This is a genomic window from Weizmannia sp. CD-2023 (assembly GCF_036225245.1).
Classification (GTDB): Bacteria; Bacillota; Bacilli; order Bacillales; family Bacillaceae_C; genus Weizmannia; species Weizmannia faecalis.
In genome coordinates this window covers 29,839-50,534 of sequence record NZ_JARTJQ010000027.1, presented here as the reverse complement: position 1 = coordinate 50,534, position 20,696 = coordinate 29,839, and the positions used below count along the sequence as shown (strand labels likewise).

Annotated in this window: 16 protein-coding genes and 1 riboswitch; of the genes, 1 reads left to right on the top strand and 15 read right to left on the bottom strand. The window is 48.0% G+C overall.

The features are described 5' to 3' along the window. Window positions 1–10: 10 nt before the first annotated feature. The 5 genes from P9687_RS03255 to P9687_RS03235 all read right to left on the bottom strand — a co-directional run bounded on the left by P9687_RS03255 (window position 11) and on the right by P9687_RS03235 (window position 5,340). Entirely contained in the window at window positions 11–760 is a 750-nt protein-coding gene (locus P9687_RS03255) for an ABC transporter ATP-binding protein (RefSeq protein ID WP_013858512.1), read from the bottom strand. Next, on the bottom strand, window positions 757–1,755 hold the full coding sequence (locus P9687_RS03250) for an ABC transporter substrate-binding protein (protein ID WP_035189444.1): 999 nt from the start codon (window positions 1,753–1,755) through the stop codon (window positions 757–759). The genes P9687_RS03255 and P9687_RS03250 overlap by 4 nt, the downstream gene beginning before the upstream one ends. Beyond that, entirely contained in the window at window positions 1,752–2,549 is a 798-nt protein-coding gene (locus P9687_RS03245) for an ABC transporter permease (RefSeq protein ID WP_035182360.1), read from the bottom strand. The genes P9687_RS03250 and P9687_RS03245 overlap by 4 nt, the downstream gene beginning before the upstream one ends. Then, window positions 2,500–2,823, bottom strand: a complete 324-nt coding sequence (locus P9687_RS03240; RefSeq protein ID WP_013858509.1) for an MTH1187 family thiamine-binding protein — start codon at window positions 2,821–2,823, stop codon at window positions 2,500–2,502. The genes P9687_RS03245 and P9687_RS03240 overlap by 50 nt, the downstream gene beginning before the upstream one ends. A gap of 81 nt (window positions 2,824–2,904) precedes the next feature. Continuing rightward, window positions 2,905–3,007, bottom strand: a riboswitch (TPP riboswitch). Between the two features lie 845 nt (window positions 3,008–3,852). Then, entirely contained in the window at window positions 3,853–5,340 is a 1,488-nt protein-coding gene (locus P9687_RS03235) for an amidase (RefSeq protein ID WP_014096003.1), read from the bottom strand. A gap of 123 nt (window positions 5,341–5,463) precedes the next feature. Between P9687_RS03235 and P9687_RS03230 the strand changes: the two genes are divergently transcribed. Next, window positions 5,464–5,940: a general stress protein gene (locus P9687_RS03230; RefSeq protein ID WP_014096004.1), complete on the top strand. Its 477-nt coding sequence runs from the start codon at window positions 5,464–5,466 to the stop codon at window positions 5,938–5,940. A 162-nt stretch (window positions 5,941–6,102) separates the two neighbouring features. Here the strand turns inward: P9687_RS03230 and prpB are convergent, their stop codons facing one another. The 10 genes from prpB to P9687_RS03180 form a co-directional block, all read right to left on the bottom strand. Further along, window positions 6,103–7,029 carry a methylisocitrate lyase gene (prpB, locus tag P9687_RS03225; protein WP_014096005.1) on the bottom strand — a complete coding sequence of 309 codons (927 nt, stop codon included), beginning with the start codon at window positions 7,027–7,029 and terminating at the stop codon, window positions 6,103–6,105. A 15-nt stretch (window positions 7,030–7,044) separates the two neighbouring features. After that, window positions 7,045–8,502, bottom strand: coding sequence for a 2-methylcitrate dehydratase (gene prpD / locus P9687_RS03220; RefSeq protein ID WP_061577635.1), 1,458 nt, complete (start codon window positions 8,500–8,502; stop codon window positions 7,045–7,047). A gap of 152 nt (window positions 8,503–8,654) precedes the next feature. Next, window positions 8,655–9,776: a citrate synthase gene (gene mmgD, locus P9687_RS03215; protein ID WP_017551979.1), complete on the bottom strand. Its 1,122-nt coding sequence runs from the start codon at window positions 9,774–9,776 to the stop codon at window positions 8,655–8,657. Between the two features lie 278 nt (window positions 9,777–10,054). Beyond that, complete coding sequence (locus tag P9687_RS03210; protein WP_061577634.1) at window positions 10,055–10,429, bottom strand: DUF956 family protein; 375 nt, start codon at window positions 10,427–10,429, stop codon at window positions 10,055–10,057. A gap of 302 nt (window positions 10,430–10,731) precedes the next feature. Continuing rightward, window positions 10,732–11,643 carry a PTS system mannose/fructose/sorbose family transporter subunit IID gene (locus tag P9687_RS03205; protein ID WP_014096009.1) on the bottom strand — a complete coding sequence of 304 codons (912 nt, stop codon included), beginning with the start codon at window positions 11,641–11,643 and terminating at the stop codon, window positions 10,732–10,734. Between the two features lie 19 nt (window positions 11,644–11,662). Next, on the bottom strand, window positions 11,663–12,472 hold the full coding sequence (locus P9687_RS03200) for a PTS mannose/fructose/sorbose transporter subunit IIC (protein ID WP_014096010.1): 810 nt from the start codon (window positions 12,470–12,472) through the stop codon (window positions 11,663–11,665). A gap of 36 nt (window positions 12,473–12,508) precedes the next feature. After that, on the bottom strand, window positions 12,509–13,477 hold the full coding sequence (locus tag P9687_RS03195) for a mannose/fructose/sorbose PTS transporter subunit IIA (RefSeq protein WP_014096011.1): 969 nt from the start codon (window positions 13,475–13,477) through the stop codon (window positions 12,509–12,511). A 72-nt stretch (window positions 13,478–13,549) separates the two neighbouring features. Then, window positions 13,550–14,053, bottom strand: a complete 504-nt coding sequence (locus tag P9687_RS03190; RefSeq protein ID WP_014096012.1) for a PTS system mannose/fructose/N-acetylgalactosamine-transporter subunit IIB — start codon at window positions 14,051–14,053, stop codon at window positions 13,550–13,552. Between the two features lie 335 nt (window positions 14,054–14,388). Beyond that, the gene (locus tag P9687_RS03185; RefSeq protein WP_168985918.1) at window positions 14,389–17,253 is read right to left on the bottom strand and encodes a sigma-54-dependent transcriptional regulator; all 2,865 of its coding nucleotides are present in this window, start codon (window positions 17,251–17,253) and stop codon (window positions 14,389–14,391) included. Between the two features lie 435 nt (window positions 17,254–17,688). After that, window positions 17,689–20,412 (bottom strand): hypothetical protein, encoded by a 2,724-nt coding sequence (locus tag P9687_RS03180; protein WP_061565695.1) that lies wholly within the window; start codon window positions 20,410–20,412, stop codon window positions 17,689–17,691. Between the last annotated feature and the right edge of the window lie 284 nt (window positions 20,413–20,696).

Here is a 20,696-nt window from a genome sequence, read left to right as displayed (position 1 = left end):
AAACCTTTTTTTATTTCCCCAAAAATGAGGCAAGTTCTCTTAACAGTTCATCTTTGTCTTTTTTCAACGCATCCGAAGAGAGCATCTCCCATTTCCGCGGGCGCGGCAAATGCACCTTCAATTCGTGGATGATGGCGGACGGCTGCTGCGACATGACAAAAACACGGTCCGATAGCAGCACGGCTTCATCAAGATCATGGGTAACCATAAGAATCGTCTGGTTTCCTTTCTCCCATGATTCGAGCAGCCAGCGGTGGACATCCATTTTAGTAAAGGCATCGAGCTTCCCGAACGGTTCGTCTAGCAGCATAACCGGTTTTTCGCATAAATACGTGCGCAAAAAGCTGATCCGCTGCCGCATGCCGCCAGAGAGCGAGGCGGGATAGTGGCCGGCGTAATCCTCAAGGCCAAACTGCCGGAGCACCTCCATCCCCCGCAAAACCCGTTCCCGTTTCCGCACCCCTTTTATTTCAAGCGGCAAAACAATGTTTTGCAGTGCCGTCCGCCAAGGCAGAAGCAAATCCTGCTGCGGCATGAAACCGGCGGCATCCTGAACCCCATCCGGTTTGCCGTCAAGCAGCACTTTGCCGCCATTCGCCTTTTCAATCCCGGCAATGATATTTAACAGCGTGCTTTTTCCGCATCCGCTCGGCCCGATAAAAGTACAGAATTCACCTTTCCGGATCGTTGCGGAAATGCCTTCCAGCACTTTTTTCCCGCCAAATGTTTTCGTAATACCTTCCAATTGCAAATACGTCATGGCCGGTTTGGAAGAAATTCGTTTGTGTAGGCAGCCTTGATGTTGATTTTTTTCTTAATGACTTTATGGTCATAAAGGAAGTCCATATAACGGCGCCACACTTCTTCCTTCTGTACCCCCCATTCCGCGGCATCGTCCTGGTACTTCGTGCTTAGCCACTTCTGGCTGGCGCGGACAAGCCCTTTATTTGTATCCGGCACGTCCTTAATCAGGATATCGGCGGCCTGTTCCGGGTGCTTGATTGCAAATGTATAGCCTTGAGCCGTAGCCTTCATAAAAGATTTGACAAGAGGTTTATCCCCTTTGGCCAGTTTTTCGCTTGTAATGATGACCGGGCTGTAATAATCAAGCGCAGGGTCGAGATCTTTGACCATGATAAGATTCAGTTTTTTCCCGCTCCGCTCTGCCTGGATGCCGTCCCAGCCGTAATAAATCCATTCAAAATCCGCTTCACGCCCGATTGATTTGAAAAAATCCGTCTGGCCGAGCACAATATTTTTTACTTTGCTGTAGTCGGCGCCATATTTTTCCATGACCGTTTTGATGACGGCTTCTTCAGACGGCGAACCCCAGCCGCCGTAACGTTTTCCTTCAAAGTCTTTCGGAGAAGTGATGTTGTCTTTTTTCAAAGAAGCAAAGCCAGAAGTATTGTGCTGGATAATCGCGGCAATGGACACAATCGGAATTCCTTCCGTCCTTGCCGTGGTGACATTTTCCTGATAGCTGACCCCGAAATCCGCTTTCCCGGAAGCCACCATTTGTTCAGCCGTAATATTGTCCCCCGGCTGGATGATTTTCACATCCAGGCCCTGCTTTTGAAAATAGTGTTTTGTTTTAGCTACATACAGGCCGGTATGATTGGTGTTCGGAAACCAGTCCAGCACAACCGTCACCTTTTGCAGCGCTTTTTTGCTGTTTTCTTTCTGCCCGCTGCTGGTGCATCCAGCAGCAAGCAGCAACATGGCCGCCTGCAAGATGATTAACATTTTCCTCATTGATGATCTTCCTTTCGGTATACCCATGGTGCGGATAGCCTTTGCAAACATTCAACAGCGCCGTATAAAAGAAATGTGAGCCCAATGATGACAGCAGAGATAGCAAACAGGCGGGCCGTCATAAAAGATTTCGTCGCCCTTGTCAGCATGACGCCGAGCCCTTCGCTTGCGCCGAGCCACTCACCGATAATGGCACCCATCACACTATATGTAACGGCAATTTTTAAACCGGAAAAAAAGTAAGGGAGCACAGCCGGAAATTTGACTTTCCGGTATAGCTGCCATTTTGAAGCATGCATGGTCTTTAACAGTTTCACCAAGTCATCATCCACCGTTTGAAACCCTTCCAGGATGCTCAATGCCAGCGGGAAAAAGCAGATTAAAATGACCACAATGATTTTTGACTGGAGCCCGAATCCGAACCAGACGATTAAAAGCGGCGCAATTGCCACAATCGGAATCGTTTGCGAAACGACCAAAAGCGGCCGGACCAGCATCCGGAAAACGGGAACCATATCCATAAAAACGGCAATCGCTGCGCCAATCACAATGGAAAAGGCTAGTCCGATCAATACTTCTTTTGCAGTTTGCCAAATATTGGGCCAAACCATCCATTGCAGGCTTTTCAATTCCTGCCATACTTCCGTCGGTTTTGGCAGCATCCATTCACTGATATGAAAGCCGGCCGTTACCCCTTGCCAGACGAAGAGCAAAAAAATGAGCCAGGCAGCCGTGAGCGCCGTGTTAACGAACCGGCTGCGGCGTTTGTTCGCGATATTTTGCAATTTTTTCATCCATTGTCACCCCGGTGCTTGGCCGGTAATGGATTTTGATCGATGTGAGGACATCAATCGCACCGGCTTGGACGCAAGCATCCTGCGCTTTTTTGATGATCTCAAGCAGCTCGTCAAGATCGCCTTCCATCGTCGTTTCCATTGCCCCGACTTCATAACGTACGCCGGCGTTTTGGACGACTTCGATCGCGCGGTCGACGACACCGTATAAGTCATCACTTTTAATATGCGGAACAACTGAAAAAGAAACCGTTACTTGATTCGATTTTTCCATCAAATTCTCCTCCTTTTTTTCAAATAAAAAAGCTTTCATTGCATGCGCAAGAAAGCCTGTCCATCCAAAACATGCCGAAACATGCTTCAATATGAGACTCCCTACGCTGGCATTATCCAGATCAGGTGAAGGGTCGATGCAAAGCGGCATCCTCTCAGCCAAACCGGCTCCCCTGCTTTTTTTCCTTGTAATTTTATTGTAACATGAAAGCCATCCTTTTTGGCAAAAAATTTTCAATAGGATGGTGCGGTGCGCAAGCCGGCCTTTGCCTGCCTTGGTAAAGATTGGGGCGTTAAGATAGCGGGGATTTTTGACGGCCTTCCTTAACATAGAACGCCTCTACGTTAAGATAGCATGTCTTTTTTTCGGACTTCCTTAACGTAGAACGCCTCTACGTTAAGATAGCATGTCTTTTTTTCGGGCTTCCTTAACATAGAGCGCCTCTATGTTAAGATAGCGGAACTTTTGGGCAGCCTTCCTTAACATAGGACGTCTCTACATTAAGAAAGCATGACTTTTGGGCGGGCTTCCTTAACATAGAACGCCTCTACGTTAAGATAGCGGGCATTTTTTTCGAGCTTCCTTAACGTAGAACGCCTCTACGTTAAGGAAGCGGGACTTTTGGACGACCTTCCTTAACATAGAGAGTTCTACGTTAAGATAGCGGAACTTTTTGCCGGCATTCCTCAACATAGAACGCCTCTACATTAAGAAAGCGGGCATTTTTTTCGAGCTTCCTTAACGTAGAACGCCTCTACGTTAAGGAAGCGGGACTTTTGGGCAGCCTTAACATAGGACGTCTCTACATTAAGAAAGCATGTCTTTTTGTCGAGCTTCCTTTCTATGTTAAGATAAATCCTGCTTTTTTCACCCTTCCTTAACATAGAACGCCCTACGTTAAGATAGCGGGGATTTTTGGTCTCCTTCCTTAACGTAGAGTGACTCTACGTTAAGGTAGCGAGGATTTTTCGCGGCCTTCCTTAACGTAGAGTTCCAACCCGTGCGTAAGTAACGCCGCTTATTCATGCTTTAAAGGCAAGGGTTTCCCTGCATGCCAACCCAAAGTTCCGACTGTTCGAGCGCATAAGCGACATCCAGCAGCCAATGTTCATTTCCTTTCGGCGCAACCAGCTGTACCCCTAAAGGAAGCCCGGCCGCTGTTACATGAACCGGCAGGCTGATCGCCGGCTGCCCGGTTAAATTGGCCAGCTGCGTAAACGGGGAAAACGTTAAGCTCGGTTCAAACATATCATAGACAAGTGCCTGCTGCTTTTCTTTCGGAAGTCCGGTAACGCCAAACAAGCGATCCCGCTCTTTCCCGGTTTGGGTAAGTTCCCCGATTTTCGGTGCCGGAAACGCGGTTGAAGGCGTGATATACAGGTCATAAGTCTCATGGAAAGCAGCCATTTGTGCTGCGGCTTTATCCCACTCCGCAAGGCTCTTTGCGTATTCCGCCGCCGTGACATTTTTCCCGGCAGCATACAAGACCCACGAAACCGGCTCCATATCTTTTTCCGTAAGCGGGCGTCTAAGTGCGCTTTCCAAATCCGAAAGTTCCGCCGCCATTTCCCCGCAGTTCATTAAATAATAGTTTTCCATCAGCCGCCTGCCGTCAACACCGTTTTTGGCTTCTTCCACAAGATGGCCCTCCTGCTCCAGCCATTTTGCCGTTTTATAGACAGCCTGTTTTGCATCGCGGCTGACAGGCGTCCCGACCGGCGATTCAACCGAAAACGCGATCCGGTATTTTTTCGTTCCACTCCGCTCTAGTTCCTTTACATATCCCGGAAAAAGCGGCGTTTGAAAAGCAGCGGCGGGCTCTACCGTTTGTAGCACATCGAGGAGCGCTGCACTGTCTCTGACTGTTTTTGCCAGCACAAAGTCAATAGCCGCCCCTTGCCATTGCCGTCCACGGCCCGGCCCGACCGGTGTCCTTCCCCTTGTCGGCTTTAATCCTGTTAAACTTGTAAAAGAAGCTGGGATGCGGATCGATCCGCCGCCGTCACTTGCACCGGCAACCGGTACCATCCCGGAAGCCACCGCAGCCGCGGAACCACCGCTTGATCCGCCGGGTGAAAAATGGGGATTCCACGGATTGCGCGCCGGACCATAAAGTTCAGGTTCCGTAATATTTTTTAATCCAAATTCCGGTACGTTTGTATGTCCGAGAATGATAAACCCCGCTTCCTTCAATTTTGCCGTAAAAAAAGCATCTTCTCTGGCACGGTTTTGCTGGAGCAGTTTTGATCCGGATGTGAGCAGCTCGCCCTTTACTGCCTGAGAAAGGTCTTTCAGCAAAATCGGCACGCCGGCAAATGGCTGCTCATCTGTACGGAGCGTGGCCGCTTCCTTTTTTGCTTTCTCAAACCGTGTCCGGATGACGGCATTTAAACGCCTGTTTGTTTTTTCAATCCGGGCCATTGCCGCCTCAAGCACTTCTTCCACACTTACTTCTTTTCGCTTTACGAGTCCGGCCAGCCCTGTTGCATCATACGATAGATATGCAGATTCTTCCATCTCTCTCCCTCCATTTAATTCTATATTGACTGAATTTTATGGAGATGTCAAAACCTATGAAACTCGTTTAACCCTTTTTCTACCGGGTAAAAATGCACTATCACCATTAGGAGGCAGATAGAGATGGCAAAAGAAGTAGTTGGTATTTACACAACGTTGCAGGAAACGATTGACGTAGTAGACCGGTTGACCGCACAAGGCTACAGCACTTCCAATATTTCTATTATTTCAAACGGGAATGATGGAACTTTATTGAAAAAGCAGACCGGCGCAAATGTGGACCACACCACCACTGTCCAGGATGAACAAAACAGCTCTGTCTGGGAGAAAATCAAAGGGTTCTTCAAGCCGGACTATTATGATGAAACGACAAGAAAACTGACCAATCTGGATCTCCCGCAGGACGAACTGGACCGCTATTCGACTGAAATTGATGCCGGACACTATCTTGTGCTCGTAGACAATGATGCTTCTGCCCTCAATGAAACGGCCGCTCCCAGAACAGCCGATCCTGCCACAGAAGTTTCCGGCCAAACAACGGCATCCGGGTTGAAAAACGAATTTGGCGAAAACTACTCAACGTCGCAAGAAAAAAGGTAGATGTTCGCGAAAAAGTGCTGGATGTCGAAAAAAACCCTTGCATTTAAAATTTTTGCCAAAGCTGTCAGTATCCATTTTGCTTATTGAGTAAGCCCCAAATAGGCCGGCCGCTAAGTTTAAAAGGGCAAACCCGCACGGAAAAGGCGGGTTTGCCCTTTTTCTTTACGTTGATGAGGAAGGATCAGGCGTAACAGGCAGAATCGTTTTAGCGATCGACTGGTCGAGCGCTTCAAATTCCTCTAAAGAAATCGTGCTGTAAAGCTCTTTTCTCGTCTGCATGTCGGAAAGGGCATTTTTTTGCGTGCCTTCGTTTTTGATTTTTTCAAACACCCTTTCATAAGCTTTTGCGGCAACGCGCAGCGAAGTAACCGGATAAATGACCATCGCGTATCCCATTTCCTGAAATTCTTCCGCCGTATAATACGGGGTTTTACCGAATTCGGTCATATTGGCAAGGAGCGGCGCTTTTATTTTTTTCGCAAACAGCCGGAATTCATCACGGGACTCGAGCGCTTCCGGAAAAATCGCATCCGCCCCCGCTTCCACATACGCCTCAGCTCGCGTCAAGGCGGAATCCAGCCCTTCGACGCCTCTTGCGTCCGTACGTGCGACAACTACGAGGTGCGGTGCCACACTTTTGAGCGCCCGGATTTTTTCGCGCATGTCGGATGTCTCCACAAGCTGTTTGCCGTTTAAATGCCCGCATTTTTTCGGAAGCTGCTGGTCTTCAATCTGAACAGCCGCAACCCCTGCTTCAACCATTTCGCGGGCGGTGCGGGCAACGTTCAGCACGCCGCCAAAGCCGGTGTCAATGTCAACAAGAACCGGTAAATCGGTGGCACGCACGAGATCGCGTGCACGTTCCGCCATTTCCGTCAATGTGATCATGCCAAGATCCGGAATCCCTTTGCTCGCGGTATAGGCAGCGCCTGATAAATAAAGCGCCTCAAACCCTGTGTTTTTTGCAATGAGTGCCGCCATTGCATCATGCGCGCCGGGGATTTGCAAAATGCCTGGCGCCTGTATGCGTTCCTTAAACCGTTTGGCAAGCGCCTCCTGTGAAGACGGGTGATTGACAATCCAAACCATGGTGCAACATCCTTTCTACAAGGTGAATAAATTGACGAATTCATGAACGGCCATTTTTTCAAGCGCTTCTCCCGCAAGGCAGGCTTCTTTGATCCTTTCCTGCTGCTTCGCGGAATAGTGGGTGGCGATATTATCCGAAAACTTGGTGATAATTTTCGGGATCGCTTCTTCCCTTCTGAAGCGGTGGCCAAGCGGATACTCGACTTCCACATTTTCAGTTGATGTGCCGTCTTCAAAAAAGACTTGTACGGCATTCGCGATGGAACGTTTATCCGGATCAAGGTAATCGATGCTGTATTGTTTGTTTTCAACAACTGCCATTTTTTCCCTCAATGCATCAATGCGCGGGTCAGCGGCGACTGCGTCTTCATAATCGTCCGCCGTAATATTGCCTTTGATCAGGCCGACAGCCGTCACATACTGGATGCAATGGTCGCGGTCAGCAGGGTTATAAAGCGGCCCTTTTTTGTCAATGATGCGGATGGCGGACTCATGCGTCGTAATTGTAATCCGGCTGATTTGATCCAGTTTCCCAGCTACAACCGGATGGAGTTTGACTGCGGCTTCTGCTGCCGTCTGTGCATGGAATTCTGCCGGATACGATACTTTAAATAAAACATTTTCCATCACATAGGAACCGAGCGGGCGGGCCAGTTTCAGTTCTTTCCCTTTGAACATCACGTCCTGGAATCCCCACCCGGGTGCGGAAAGCGGCGTTTGATAACCCATCTCCCCTTTCATCGCAATCAGCGCAAGCGCCACGCCCCTGCTGGTTGCATCGCCGGCCGCCCATGATTTGCGCGAACCGGTATTCGGCGCATGCCGGTATGTGCGCAACGGGCCGTTATCAATCCAGGCGTGGGAAACGGCGTTCATGATTTCGTTTTTCCCGCCGCCGAGCATTTTTGTCGCAACAGCAGCTGTAGCCACTTTGACAAATAAAACATGGTCAAGCCCGACGCGGTTCAAACTGTTTTCCAAAGCAAGCACACCTTGGATTTCATGGGCTTTGATCATGCCCTCGAGCACATCGCGCACTTTTAGCGGTGCTTTCCCGTTGGCAACGCGCGTCCGGCTCAAAAAATCCGCAACAGCAAGGATGCCGCCGAGGTTGTCGGAAGGGTGCCCCCACTCCGCCGCGAGCCACGTATCGTTATAATCGAGCCAGCGGATCATGCAGCCAATATTAAACGCCCCCGCAACCGGATCGAGCACATAGGAAGTGCCCGGCACATGCGTCCCGTTCGGCACGGTTGTACCCGGAACGATCGGACCGAGCATTTTTGCACACTCCGGAAAACGGAGGGCGAGAATGCCGCAGCCGAGCGTATCCAAAAGCCCGTAACGCGCAGTCTCAAAAGCTTCGGAACTCGTAATCTCTTTGTCTAGCACATAACGGGCAATTTCTTCTATCAGGGCATCCCGCTCCCCTGTTTTTTCATTTACAGCTGTTGTACCGGCCAATTTAAACATTCCCCTTTCCAAACTTCATCTGCAGTGCAACACCGGGTCCTTAAGACAGCGTTTTACCCCAGCTTTTTGTTCACTTTATCTCTTAATGGTCCCGCCTTTTTAAAACCTCATCTTGCGAATGCAAGCCATCCGGTCGCAGGCCTTTTTAAAACTTAATCTTGCGGATGCAAACCGCGCGGGCCTTTGTATTGGACGCGCGGACGGAACAGGCGGTTGTTTTCATGCTGCTCCATCACATGTGCGCACAGCCCGACCGTTCTTGAACTGAAAAAGATCGGCGTATAAAGCGGAATCGGAATGCCGAGCATCCAATAAACCGGGGCTGCATAATAATCGAGGTTCGGATAGAGCCCTTTTTCCTGCGCCATGATTTTTTCCCCGGCTTCGCACATTTCAAGCAGCGAATGATCCCCTTTTTCCGCACAAAGTTCTTTCAGCGCTTCTTTCATCATCAAGGCGCGCGGGTCCATCTTTTTCATGTAGACGCGGTGGCCGAACCCCATTACTTTTTCTTTGTTTTTCAGTTTCGTATAAAGCATTTCTTCAAATTTTTCCACCGTGCCGGCTTCTTTCAGCATCTCCATCACCGCTTCATTGGCGCCCCCGTGCAGATGGCCCTTGAGCGATGCCACTGCGCCTGTTAACGCCCCGTATAAATCGGACAAGGTGGACGCAATGACCCTTGCCGTAAAAGTCGAATTCGGCAGTTCATGTTCGCTGTACAGGACAAGGGAACGGTCGAAAATCTTTTCTTCCTTTTCCGAAGGGACTTTCCCGGTGATCATGTACAGGAAATTGGCGCTGTACGACAAATCCTGCCGCGGTTCAACCGGGTCCTCGCCATTTAAAAGATGGTAGCTGTTTGCAACAATGTTCGGCACATTCCCGAGCAAATGGTATGCACGGTTTAAATTGGCTTTACGGGAGCGGTCCAGCAGGTTTTCATCATACCCCGCCAGCGCTGAAACCCCTGTACGGAGCGCATCCATCGGGTGGGTGGATGCCGGCAATAGCTTCAAAATGTCCAGCACGGCGTCTGGAATCCGGTAGTTTTTCTTTAAACTTTCTTCCAACGCTTTTTTCTCGGCATCATTCGGGAGCGTGCCTTCAAGAAGCAAATGCACGATGTCCAGATAGCTTTTCGTTTTCGACAACTCAATCAAGTCATACCCCTTTAAAACGATCTCGCCTTGGGCCGTGTCAAGAAAAGAAAGCTCCGTTTCAACAGCGACAACCCCTTCAAGCCCCGGCACAAACTGTGTCGTATTTCCCATCTCCATCCATCCTCCGTTTCTGTATTTTGCCAAAACTGTAAGCACTTACAGTTTTATGTAAAACAAAGTTGCCAATACCCCTGATGCTTTCATAAAAAAACATATCATAATATTTACAAAATGACAACGCCCACAGGCTTTGGACGACGATTCAGAACGGTCCTGTGATCCGGCTTTTCAAACAGCCCGGCTTCAGGGAAACTTTCCGTGCTCTTCCTGCCATTTCCCCGGAACAGCCAACAAAAAAAGACAAGTTTAACCTGCCTTGTCTTTTAAAACTATTGCTTTTTCGGTTTTCTCTTAAAACTGCGCTTCACAACATCGAAGAAACTCAGTGACTGAACCATCCGATTCGGATCCACATATTGGCGGACCGCCCGCAACACCCTTTTCGGATCTTTGGAAGAAAAGGTGTATGTCCCGTTTTTCTTCGTTTTGATCGCATAACGCGGGATCCATTTTCCTTTAAACATGACGGAAGCGATCACGTAATCGACTTCTTCCCAAGGAATTTGAATGTATTTGCGCACATCGCGCTCATTGAAAAATTCAAATCCTTTATCGCCGATCATGATTTTGCCGTAATCTGTCAATCCCATATGCGAGGCTGCCTTTATCACCAAATCCACTTTTGTATTGATTGATTGGACCATTTGATCCACCCCGTTCTTTTCTTTTTGTGGTTTCAAAAATTCATATCTATACAGCTTATCTTGATTTCCGGATCTTCGCTTCTAAAAAGGGTCCTGGTTGACCGGTGAAACGGCTGTACATCGCAATTCTTCCCGCAACCGTATTTGTAAATCCGGGGCAAATCTTCCCCGGCTGGCCTCTCCCTTATTATACGAAGTTTTACCGCCTGAAGCAAAACATACTCAGAACCCGTATACAACCCAGGGGCTGGCGGTTTTTTTGAAAAAAGCCCAGGCCAGAAAGCCCGGGCATTTGCCTTTTCTTACATTAAGTGAATTAAATGGAATACGATACCAACAACAAACAATCCAAGAATCATAACGATCGGAGACACTTTCTTTTTCAAAAGCCACATGCAGAACAGCGTCAAAAGCAATGCGGCAAGGCCCGGAATTAAGCTGTCCAGGTTGTTTTGCAATGTCGTGACTTTGACCGGTTCCAATGAGAGGCCGGCAGCTTGCTGTTCAAGCGCCGTTTTAATCCCCTGTGCTCCGGCAGGCAAATGATTCCAGTCAATATAAGCGCCTTTAGAAAGTTTTACTTGTGATACAACTGGTGTAAACTTAATCGATACCCATCTGTTAACCAGCGCGCCAAGGATAAACATCCCAAGGATCGATGCGCCTTTTGTAATATCCTGAAGAATGCCGCCCGATAAGTCCTCCGTAATTCTTGAACCAGCTCTGTAGCCGAATTCTTGTGTATACCACAGGAATCCCATCCGGATGAGGTTCCATGCAACGAAGAAAATAATTGGCCCGAGAATGTTGCCGTTCAATGCCAGAGAAGCACCTAACGCACCAAGGATTGGCCTGACCGTGAACCAGAATACCGGATCCCCGATCCCTGCCAAAGGCCCCATCATCCCGACTTTCACACCTTGAATGGCTGTGTCGTCAACGGGAGCGCCGTTTGCACGTTCTTCTTCAAGCGCTAAAGTTACACCAACAATCGGTGCAGCGACATAAGGGTGAGTGTTAAAAAATTCCAAGTGGCGCTGCAGGGCAGCAGAACGGTCTTCTTTCGTTTTATATAATTTTTTGATGGCCGGAATCATGGTATATGCCCAGCCGCCGTTTTGCATCCGTTCATAGTTCCAGGAACCTTGAAGGAAAGTTGAACGCCACCATACAGAAATACGATCTTTTCTAGATAATTTTAGTTCTTGTGCCATTTTTCTGTCCGCCTCCTTCTTAGTAATTGTCAATAATATCGCCTAACGGATCGCCGGTGTTTGCATTTCCGCCGCCTTTACCGGAGCCGCCTTGTTTGGAGAGCGCCAAATAAATCAGTGCAAGTGACACACCGATACCGCCAAGGCCGATAAGGGTAATTTGCGAAACAGTTGCCAAAACGAACCCAATGGCGAAGAACGGCCATACTTCTCTTGTCGCCATCATATTAATGACCATTGCATAACCAACAGCAACGACCATTCCCCCGCCGATTGCAAGGCCGTCTGTCAACCAGGTCGGCATGGCGGATAACAAGTCACGCACCGGTCCTGCACCAATGGCTAAAACCAGGACTGCCGGAATCGCAATACGCAGCCCTTGCAGGCAAATCGCAACAATATGCCAAAACTCAACTGTTCTGATGTTTCCTTCCCGCGCTGCGGCATCCATTAAGTGGACAATCCCTGTTGCAATGGTACGAACGATGATCGTCAATAAGAGGCCGGCAACCGCAAGCGGAACGGCAATCGCGATTGCAGAAGATACACCGGCTTTGCCTGCGCCGCTTAAAACTAAGATAATGGCAGATGCAACGGATGCAAGCGCAGCATCCGGCGCTACGGCAGCCCCGATGTTTGCCCAGCCTAAAGCGATCATTTGCAGGGTACCGCCTAAGATAATACATGGCACTAAGTTACCTGTAACGAGGCCAATTAACGTACAAGCAACGAGTGGCTGATGGAACTGGAATTGGTCCAAAATCCCTTCCATACCAGCTAAAAATGCTACGATAAAGACTAGTATCATTTGGACAATATTTAAATCCATAACGAGTCGTCCTCCCTTTTCTCCTGATGGGCAGGATTATTTTTGTTTGTTCAGCTCTTCCTGAGCCCTTTTGAGAATTTCGTCCATGTCGCCTTTTGCATCGCCCGGAACTTTGCGCACATCAAACTTTAGCCCCAGTTCTTTCATTTTTTTGAAAGCATCAATATCATTCTGGCTAAATGCCAGCACCTTGTTTGGCTGAACTTTGCCCGGCGAGTGTGCCATGGAACCGACGTTGATTGTTTTCAATGGAACGCCGCCCTCGACTGCACGGAGCACATCCTGCGGGTTTTCAAAAAGAAGCAGGGCGCGCTGGCCACCGAAATGCTGGTCATCCTTTGCAAGTTCAATCATTTTACGGATAGGAACAACGTGTGCCTTTACACCAGGGGGCGCAGCCTGTTGAATCAGTTTCTTCCGAAGTTCGTCCTTCGCTACCGCATCCGATACAACGATGATACGTGTAGGCCGTGTCGTTTTTGTCCAAGATGTTGCGACTTGTCCGTGGAGCAGGCGAGAGTCGATCCGTGCCAGCACGTATTCAAACTTGCCAGGAGCCCCTGCCGTTAACGGTTTTCCGGCAGGCTTGGAAGGTGCGGCCGGCTGTAATGCTTCAGGCCTTACTTTCACGCCTTCTTTCGCTGCGCCTAAAATATGCGCGGCAATGTCCTGGGCTTTGTTCATCGTGGCGCGTGCTGCAAATGCTTCAATGAGCATTGGCAAGTTCATGCCTGAGACGATGGCCCACTTGTCTTTGTGTTCTTCAAACAAGCTGTTGGCCTGGTTGAAAGGTGTTCCGCCCCAAAGATCGACTAAGAAGAGGACTTCATCCTGGTTGTCGAAAGAGGCGACTGCTTCTTTCATTTTTGCCTTTACGTTATCAGGGCCTTCGCTCGGCATCAATGTAACAGCTTTTACATTTTCCTGCTTTCCGAAGATCATCTCTCCGGATTGCAAGACACCATTGGCGAAATCGCCGTGACTGGCAATGATAATTCCTACCATCTTCTTACCTCCCTAATCGTATTGTTACAGTATCAATCTTATAAATAAGTTCTAAAGAACCTGTAACTAAATTCATGGATGTAGCCGTTTTTCCTTTTTGATCAGCTGCATCAAATCGATTTTCCGGTCGGCGGGCACTTGGCGGATTTCCAATTCGATGCCGCGTGCAGCCAGCTTCGCAAAGGCCTGGATATCATCCTCATTGACTGAAATAAAATTGGTGATCATCTTCTTGCCTTCCGTAAAACGCATGCCGCCGATATTGACCGATTTCAAACCAACCCCTGCCTGGACAACTTCCAGTACATCCTGCGGCGAAACAAACAGCAGCATCACTTTCATTTCGTCAAACAGCCGGTTTTGGTAAAGTTCAAGCAGTTTTTGCTTCGTAATGACATGTGATTTGATGCTCGGTGGTGTCGCTTGCTTCAATAAAAGCTTTCGCAGCTCGTCATTGGCGGCTTCATCATTGGCCACTAAAATCCGGTCAATCCCCACTGCCCTCGACCAAACCGTGGCAACCTGGCCATGAATCAAACGATCATCAATGCGCGCAAGCCGTATATCCAATGCCATCCGACCACCTCCTGCTAATCAATCGTAAAAAACTTGCCTTTCCGCCTATTATAATGCAAGATGTGTGCCAACTTTTGAGTATCAAAAAACAACCGTTGTCAAATAAGCGTTTTCAGAAATCCTTTTATGCTTATGATACACAAACCGTTTGTTTAATACACATTGAAAAAGGGTTTTATTTTCCATTTCGCTACTGTATTAAAAAGTTCTGCAATACCTGTATCATTTTGATACTTTTGACCTGCATGTGCATTCCGTATCAGGGATATCTCTCCGTCTTTTTCCCCGGCATAAAAAAAGCCTGCAAATAGTGAGAATCTATTTGCAGGTAAAAATTACCGCACGGCTGCAGTTTGCTCGGCAGATAAATGGTCGATCATGTCGGCAATATAATAAAGTTCATCATCCGACAGCTTCAATTTCAGCTGGTCTTCAAAAATTTGCGCCGCCTTTTTATATTTTTTGATTTTAGCAGTTTTTTCCGGCGTGATGTCATTTTTGTAAATGAGGCCAGACTGGGTGACCATTCTTTCGAGCGCACAACCGATATGAATATTCATATTGATTTTCGATGCGTTGTTAAACGGCCTTTCCGCTATTTTTTCAAGGACAGTGACAAACGCCGTAATCGCTGTGATCACTTTCTTTGGATTTAAAAAGGTTAAAAATTCATTCAGGCTTTCTTCCGTCATTTCCCGCACCATTGCCGGAGACCTTGGCGGTTGTTTCAGCAACTGGTGGTTTTGAATGAGATGGGTGACCTGCGTTTCCCCGTCGCCCATAAACAAAGATTCAAGCGGAACAAACGGTGCCTGGACTTTCGGATCGGCAATCCCGACAGCGAGCAAAATGTCATATTTCTGCATCAGCATTTCTTTCTTTTCTTCTACTTCGTTGATTGGCAGCGGGATAACGGCAATATTGGTTTTGCCGATGTTTTTGAGCAGTCTTGTAATCAGCTGCTTTAATTTTTCCGCCGTCCCTTCCCCTGTTGAACAGACGGAAAGAATGGCCTGCGGTTTCACGGGCTTCCCTGTTTCCCGCGGTTTGCTTTCCATCTGGTAAGATCCGTAGCCGCGGAATTCCTTTAATGACTCATAAATATCGTCGAGATCCATTTCCATAATCGTCGCTTTGCGGATCGCTTCAATGACGAGCGCCGTTGTCACCATATCGATGGTCCGCGTTTTGATGCCCGTTTCCTGTGTAATCACATCGCCAAACCCGGTCAGCGAGCCCATATCGACAAGCAGCAGGACGCCTTTTCCCATATCAATTTCTTTTACCCGCCTCTTCATTTCCTCCAAAACATATTTCGGGTCCATATCAAGCGGCATATCAATGCAGTCCACATTCGATTCACCGAGGAGGCTTTTCACAACACTTACCATGCTGCTTGCGGTGCTGAACCCGTGCGCGGCAACGAGGATCGCCACCTGCTCGGCCTTTTGTTCGTCTATAAGAGATGTGAGCAAAATCGTTAAGTACATGGCTTCTTTTACCGGTACATGCACGCGGTATTTTTCCCCGATCATTTTGCAAATATCAAGTGACAGCTGATACTCCTGCGGTCGGTCATTGATGACATTTTCGATATTCGTATAATTGGCCACCTGCTGGTTTTTTACCCGCTTCAGGAAGGAAGTCAAGTGCAGGCTGAACGCCAGCAAAAAACGTTCATTTACTTTGCACTTCAGCCGTTTTTCCACAATATCCTGCACTTCTTCGCTGAAATTAAGGATATCTTCGCTGACAATTTTTAAGATTTTCTCACGGTTCAGCGCATAGCTTGAAAACTTGTTGTAAAACTTGTTTAAATGGATATCGATGTCCAATTTCAGAAACCGGTTAATGTCTTCATCCGACACGTCCTGTTCCATCATAAAACTGACTTTGTCCTCGATGATGTTGTACAGGTTAAAATCCGGTTCGTACGGGTCTTCTTCAAAGAGCGCCTTGTTTTCCCCTTCCGGATAAACCGTTAAATAGGAATCAATTAAATCGGAAAGCTCCTGGATTTCCTGGCGTTTTCTACTAAAATAGAAGAAACCGTTTTTCAGTTCGGATGGCAGATCTTTAAAGTGGATGGTAATGACATCATCGTGCAGGCAGTGCAGAAAACCGTTGGCGCAGACAAGCTGGATGTTGGATTTCAACTGCCCGACGTTACCGTATGACGTATTGCCAATTAACGCCTTCATCGATTCCGCATCAATTTTAATCGGTTTTTGGACGCGGTTTGCTTCAATGGCAAGCAGGAATTTCAGAATCTCAATCTTGTCAATTGCCGGCCGTTCTTCAAAAGACGGAATCCGGATCAGGATCGGAATACGGCGGACAAACGTTTTCAACAAGGAAGATTCCGGGTCTTCCGTTGTCGCCCCGACGATCAGGACATTGGCGTTGCGATTCCGTTCGGTTTCCCCAAGCTTTGCATACGTCCCCGTATCCATAAAGTAAAAGAGCATTTCCTGTCCTTCAGGCGGGAGCCGGTGGATTTCATCGAGAAACAGCATGCCGCCGTCCGCTTTGGAAACAAGGCCGTCTTTTTCGCTGTCCGCACCCGTAAAGGCGCCTTTAATATGACCGAAAATGTGGGAAATGAGGAGCTGCGGGTTATTCGCATAATCCGCGCAGTTAAAGACAATAAATTGGGCGTCTTCGTCCATAAACGGGGCTGCCAGTTTTGCATAATTGAACATCAAATTGGCAAACAGCGTTTTCCCGACACCAGTCTGGCCGACAATGAGCGTATGAAGGCCGTGCGGGGGATAGAGGACGGCCGCCTTTGCCTGTTCGACCTGCACTTTCAGGCTTGTTTTCGAACCGATCAGGTCATCAAAGGGATTCGTTTCCCAGGCGGTATCATGATTTGCGGACGGACCGTTGCCCGGATCCGGGGATTGCCCGCCCGTCACTTCAAGTATATTTTCATATTCATATTGATCTTCCGGCAATTTCGTTCCGAGAAGGTCTTCCATGATTTGTTTGACCAAGTAATGAACCGGGCGGCCTTTTATTTTGATAATCCGTTTCTGCCGCAACAGCTTGTTCAGCTCGGCACTGACATTGTTTCTTAAAATGCCAAGGTCTTTTGCGATATCCGAAGCTGTAAATCCTTCTATACGGATCCATTCATCAAGCGTTTTGCCTTGCGACTGTTCAACAAGATACGCGTAAATGCGGTCAATCCTTTTCAAAATGCCACCCCATTTCTAAGTATAAACTGTATCTTAATAGTATCACGAATGTATCATCCATCATAGCAGGAATATATTGCGAACAAGTGTCAAGTTTTTGCCAAAAGGAGCTTATCTTTAATACACTTTTAGAACCCACGCTGCTTCAGGTGAAAACGCCCGGTACACCCGAAAAATAGGATAAAAAAACAACGCCGCATATGGGCGCTGTTCATTCAACAATTTTCGGCCGCTTCCATCCATCTGCTTTCCGCAACATCCGGCCGGTTCATTTTCTGTTCCCAAACCGGTTCATGCATGTGTTTCCGGCGAAATTCAGGCGGTTCATTTATTGATCATATTGGGGCTTACTGAATCCGCACTTTCGCCATGCGTTCAGCAAGCCCTGTTTCCCCTTAAACCTTGTGCCTGCCCCGCCATCGCCTGGCGAAAAGTTTACACTTTCCCGCTTGTTTTCTGTCCGAGCTGCATCCATTCAAACTGGCGGAGTTTCAGTTCGAATAATTTCAGCGGATCCTGATACACTTCCGGATTCTCTTTCATATTCTCCAGCATCTCTTTTGTCTCGGCAATGGCCGCCTCTGTTTCCGCAATCGTTTCGCGGAGAACCGTTTCCGAATTTTTAAAGAACAGGCGGACATCACGCTCAAGCCCTTGTTCAAACAGCTCGAATTGCAGCATCACTTTATTCGTGACAAGGTTTGCAATTTCCGTATAATCTTCGCTTTCGATAAATTTTTTATAGCGGTTATACAGCATTGTTTTGTTTTGCGAAAGCACGCCAAACAATTTGCCCGCACTCTTTAACAGGACCTGCTGCGGCGTATGGCGCAACAAAATATTGACCGGTTCAAAAGGAATTCCGTTTGCCATCCGATCCGCATCACGCCGCCAGTCCTCCATAATTTTAAAATCGCAGGCAAGCGCAAGAATCTCTTCCCCGTACAACTTGTTAAACCCTTCCGCCATTTCATCAAGATAATCCTGGCTTTGCTGCATTTCCCTTTCCGACGCTTCTATCCACTCCGTCACCAGTTCCTCGTATTTCGGGGAAATGGACGTCTGCAAAAAGTGCCGGATCCGGTTGTTCATTTCTTCATTCAACTCGAGATGAATTTTCCGAAAATCACTGTCCGGCTTAATAAAATCGGCGCTTTTCCGTAAAATTTCCGGAATCTTATTTTGCAGTTCATCGCGGATTTTCCGCGTCATGCTGTGATAGGACGAGCGGACAAGCTCGGTTTGTTCATGGATGACATCCTGAAGCTGGTTTGCCGCTCCGTTTAATTTTGCGTACAGATCTTCATGCCGGTTGATTGACTCTACCAGATGCTGTTCATTTTGCAGCCTTTGTTTCAGCAGATCGGCAATCGATTCCCGGATGCAGTGCGAAAGTTTGTCAATCCGGCTTTCTTCCAGGTTTTCCGGCTTGAAATTTTGCCGGAAAAAGCGGGCAAGATCCAGCCCTGCTTCCCGGGATGCATAATTGGACGTATAAGGGTGCAAGTTTGCCTGCGGAAAAATTGTTTTTACCTTTTGTACTGTTTCTTCCACTAAATCTGCCGCTTCCTGCTTGCTGTATATCATATCCATTTTGGACAGCAAAAAGTGAATCGCAAGCCCGGGCACTTGTTCCTTCATTTTCAACAACATATCCGCTTCTTTGTCTGTAAGGGGATCATTTGCATTTAAAACGAATAAAACGCCGTCAACAAAACGCAAATACTCGTATGCCTTTCCCCGCCCCGGCCCGTTCAGCCCGGGTGTATCGATGAAAATAAGCGCATTTTCTTCCAAAAACCGGCTCGGACCCCGCCATTCAAGCATGTCTCCGGGCTCCGGCGCCGCATTGTCCTCTTCCGTTACAGGCGAAATGCCTTTGTCCGAGATCACAGAAAGCGCATGTTCATCATCATGGCGCACCGCCATCACAAACTGTGTCGGCCGTTCGGGGAGCGGGTCGGCCAGCACCGACTGGATAAAGGCCGTCTTGCCGCTGCCGTTCATGCCGGTAACGAGAATGTGCTGGACATCAAAGTCAATCAGCTCCCTCGCCATCCATTTCAAACGGGTGCTGACAGATAGCCCGTTCCTTTTTGCCCATTGCATAATGGAATCAAAGAGCCGAAGCGCATATTCAAGCTGGTCCAATGTTTGCTCCGCATGATGCAAAATCGTTTCCGCATCGGCAATTTGCTGCGGCCCGATGCTGCCCGGAAAAAGATCGCCCCATGCGAGAACCGCAGTGGATGCTTGAAGGGCGTGCGCCTGGTCCGTGATCCGCAGCCAGTTCGTTAAAATGCCCGGCATCACCGGTGCCAGTTGTTTTAACAGATAGCTGCCGCTGATTAAAGAAAGATAGGTTTCCCCGTAAATGGCAGACAGCTCGTGCCACGTTTCAAGCGAATGGAGTTCAAGTCCGGCAAAAAGGCCGTTAAATTCGCGGAGCCAGCCAAGATACACGCCCTCCGTTTCGTAAGACCGCCAAAGCGCAACCGCCAGTTGTTCAAACTGAATTTGATCCACCTTGTATAAAACGGACAGCGCATCCCGAAAATAATCCGGCGCAATCGTTTTGGTATGCCCATTTTCAATATACGACTTTAAATTTTGAAACCAGAACAGCGATTCAGTGCGGATGGATTCATTGACAGCCAGTTCAACCGCATTCATCCAGTCTTCGTTTTTTTCAAAGTAGGCACGGGCGATTTTCGTCACATTCGGATAGTCCGGGTTCATGGCGACCGCTTGTTTGATCGTCTGGACAGCCTGTTCATGCTTTTGCTCCTCCATATAAAGCGAGATAAGCTGAAGCGCAATCTCCGTCTTTAATACCATGGAGTCTGTCTGGACCGACTTGTAAATTTCTTCGGCCATGCTGGTGAGGCCGAGTTCAAAATAAGCATCCCCCATGTTTTTTTGCGCCCACGGTTCAAAGTCGTTATGTATGCTTTCCCATTTAAAAACGGCCGCTTCGTAATCTTTATAATGAAAATAAATTTCCCCTTGTGCAAAGCGGATATAGGAAAGATCGGCATTTTCAAGGGCGTTTTCTTTTTCGAACGCTTCCCCGAGCACTTCAAGCGGATGGCGCTCTTCCCCTTCTTTGATAAACGTTTCATAATAAGATTTTTGAACAAACTGGTCTTCCGGCTTCATGATTTTCCTCCTCACACGGCCTTTTATATCTCTATCATATTGCATCCGGGATGCAGCGATGTGTAGAATTTTGTCGATTACTTTATTTTATCAAAACATCTCCGGCAAAAAGTTTCAGTTCGCTTTCAATTTTGATACAAAAATGAAACATTTGCCATATTTTCGCTTGCATGCCGGCAATTTTGAACATGCTTCCCGTTTATCACGCCGTTTCCGCTCATGGCATCATACACGGAAAAGCGCCGGAATGAACGGGAAACGTTTTCTATGTTATAATATTCACA

Excerpts from the sequence above, each read along its gene's own strand:
- P9687_RS03240 (WP_013858509.1), bottom strand. The coding sequence starts at position 2,823 with ATGGAAAAATCGAATCAAGTAACGGTTTCTTTTTCAGTTGTTCCGCAT.
- prpB (WP_014096005.1), bottom strand. The coding sequence starts at position 7,029 with ATGGTTTGGATTGTCAATCACCCGTCTTCACAGGAGGCGCTTGCCAAA.
- P9687_RS03210 (WP_061577634.1), bottom strand. The coding sequence starts at position 10,429 with ATGGTCCAATCAATCAATACAAAAGTGGATTTGGTGATAAAGGCAGCC.
- P9687_RS03200 (WP_014096010.1), bottom strand. The coding sequence starts at position 12,472 with ATGGATTTAAATATTGTCCAAATGATACTAGTCTTTATCGTAGCATTT.
- P9687_RS03255 (WP_013858512.1), bottom strand. The coding sequence starts at position 760 with ATGACGTATTTGCAATTGGAAGGTATTACGAAAACATTTGGCGGGAAA.
- P9687_RS03235 (WP_014096003.1), bottom strand. The coding sequence starts at position 5,340 with ATGGAAGAATCTGCATATCTATCGTATGATGCAACAGGGCTGGCCGGA.
- P9687_RS03195 (WP_014096011.1), bottom strand. The coding sequence starts at position 13,477 with ATGGTAGGAATTATCATTGCCAGTCACGGCGATTTCGCCAATGGTGTC.
- P9687_RS03245 (WP_035182360.1), bottom strand. The coding sequence starts at position 2,549 with ATGAAAAAATTGCAAAATATCGCGAACAAACGCCGCAGCCGGTTCGTT.
- mmgD (WP_017551979.1), bottom strand. The coding sequence starts at position 9,776 with ATGGGAAATACGACACAGTTTGTGCCGGGGCTTGAAGGGGTTGTCGCT.
- P9687_RS03205 (WP_014096009.1), bottom strand. The coding sequence starts at position 11,643 with ATGGCACAAGAACTAAAATTATCTAGAAAAGATCGTATTTCTGTATGG.
- P9687_RS03230 (WP_014096004.1), top strand. The coding sequence starts at position 5,464 with ATGGCAAAAGAAGTAGTTGGTATTTACACAACGTTGCAGGAAACGATT.
- prpD (WP_061577635.1), bottom strand. The coding sequence starts at position 8,502 with ATGTTTAAATTGGCCGGTACAACAGCTGTAAATGAAAAAACAGGGGAG.
- P9687_RS03250 (WP_035189444.1), bottom strand. The coding sequence starts at position 1,755 with ATGAGGAAAATGTTAATCATCTTGCAGGCGGCCATGTTGCTGCTTGCT.
- P9687_RS03190 (WP_014096012.1), bottom strand. The coding sequence starts at position 14,053 with ATGGCATTGGATATACGGCTTGCGCGCATTGATGATCGTTTGATTCAT.
- P9687_RS03180 (WP_061565695.1), bottom strand. The coding sequence starts at position 20,412 with ATGAAGCCGGAAGACCAGTTTGTTCAAAAATCTTATTATGAAACGTTT.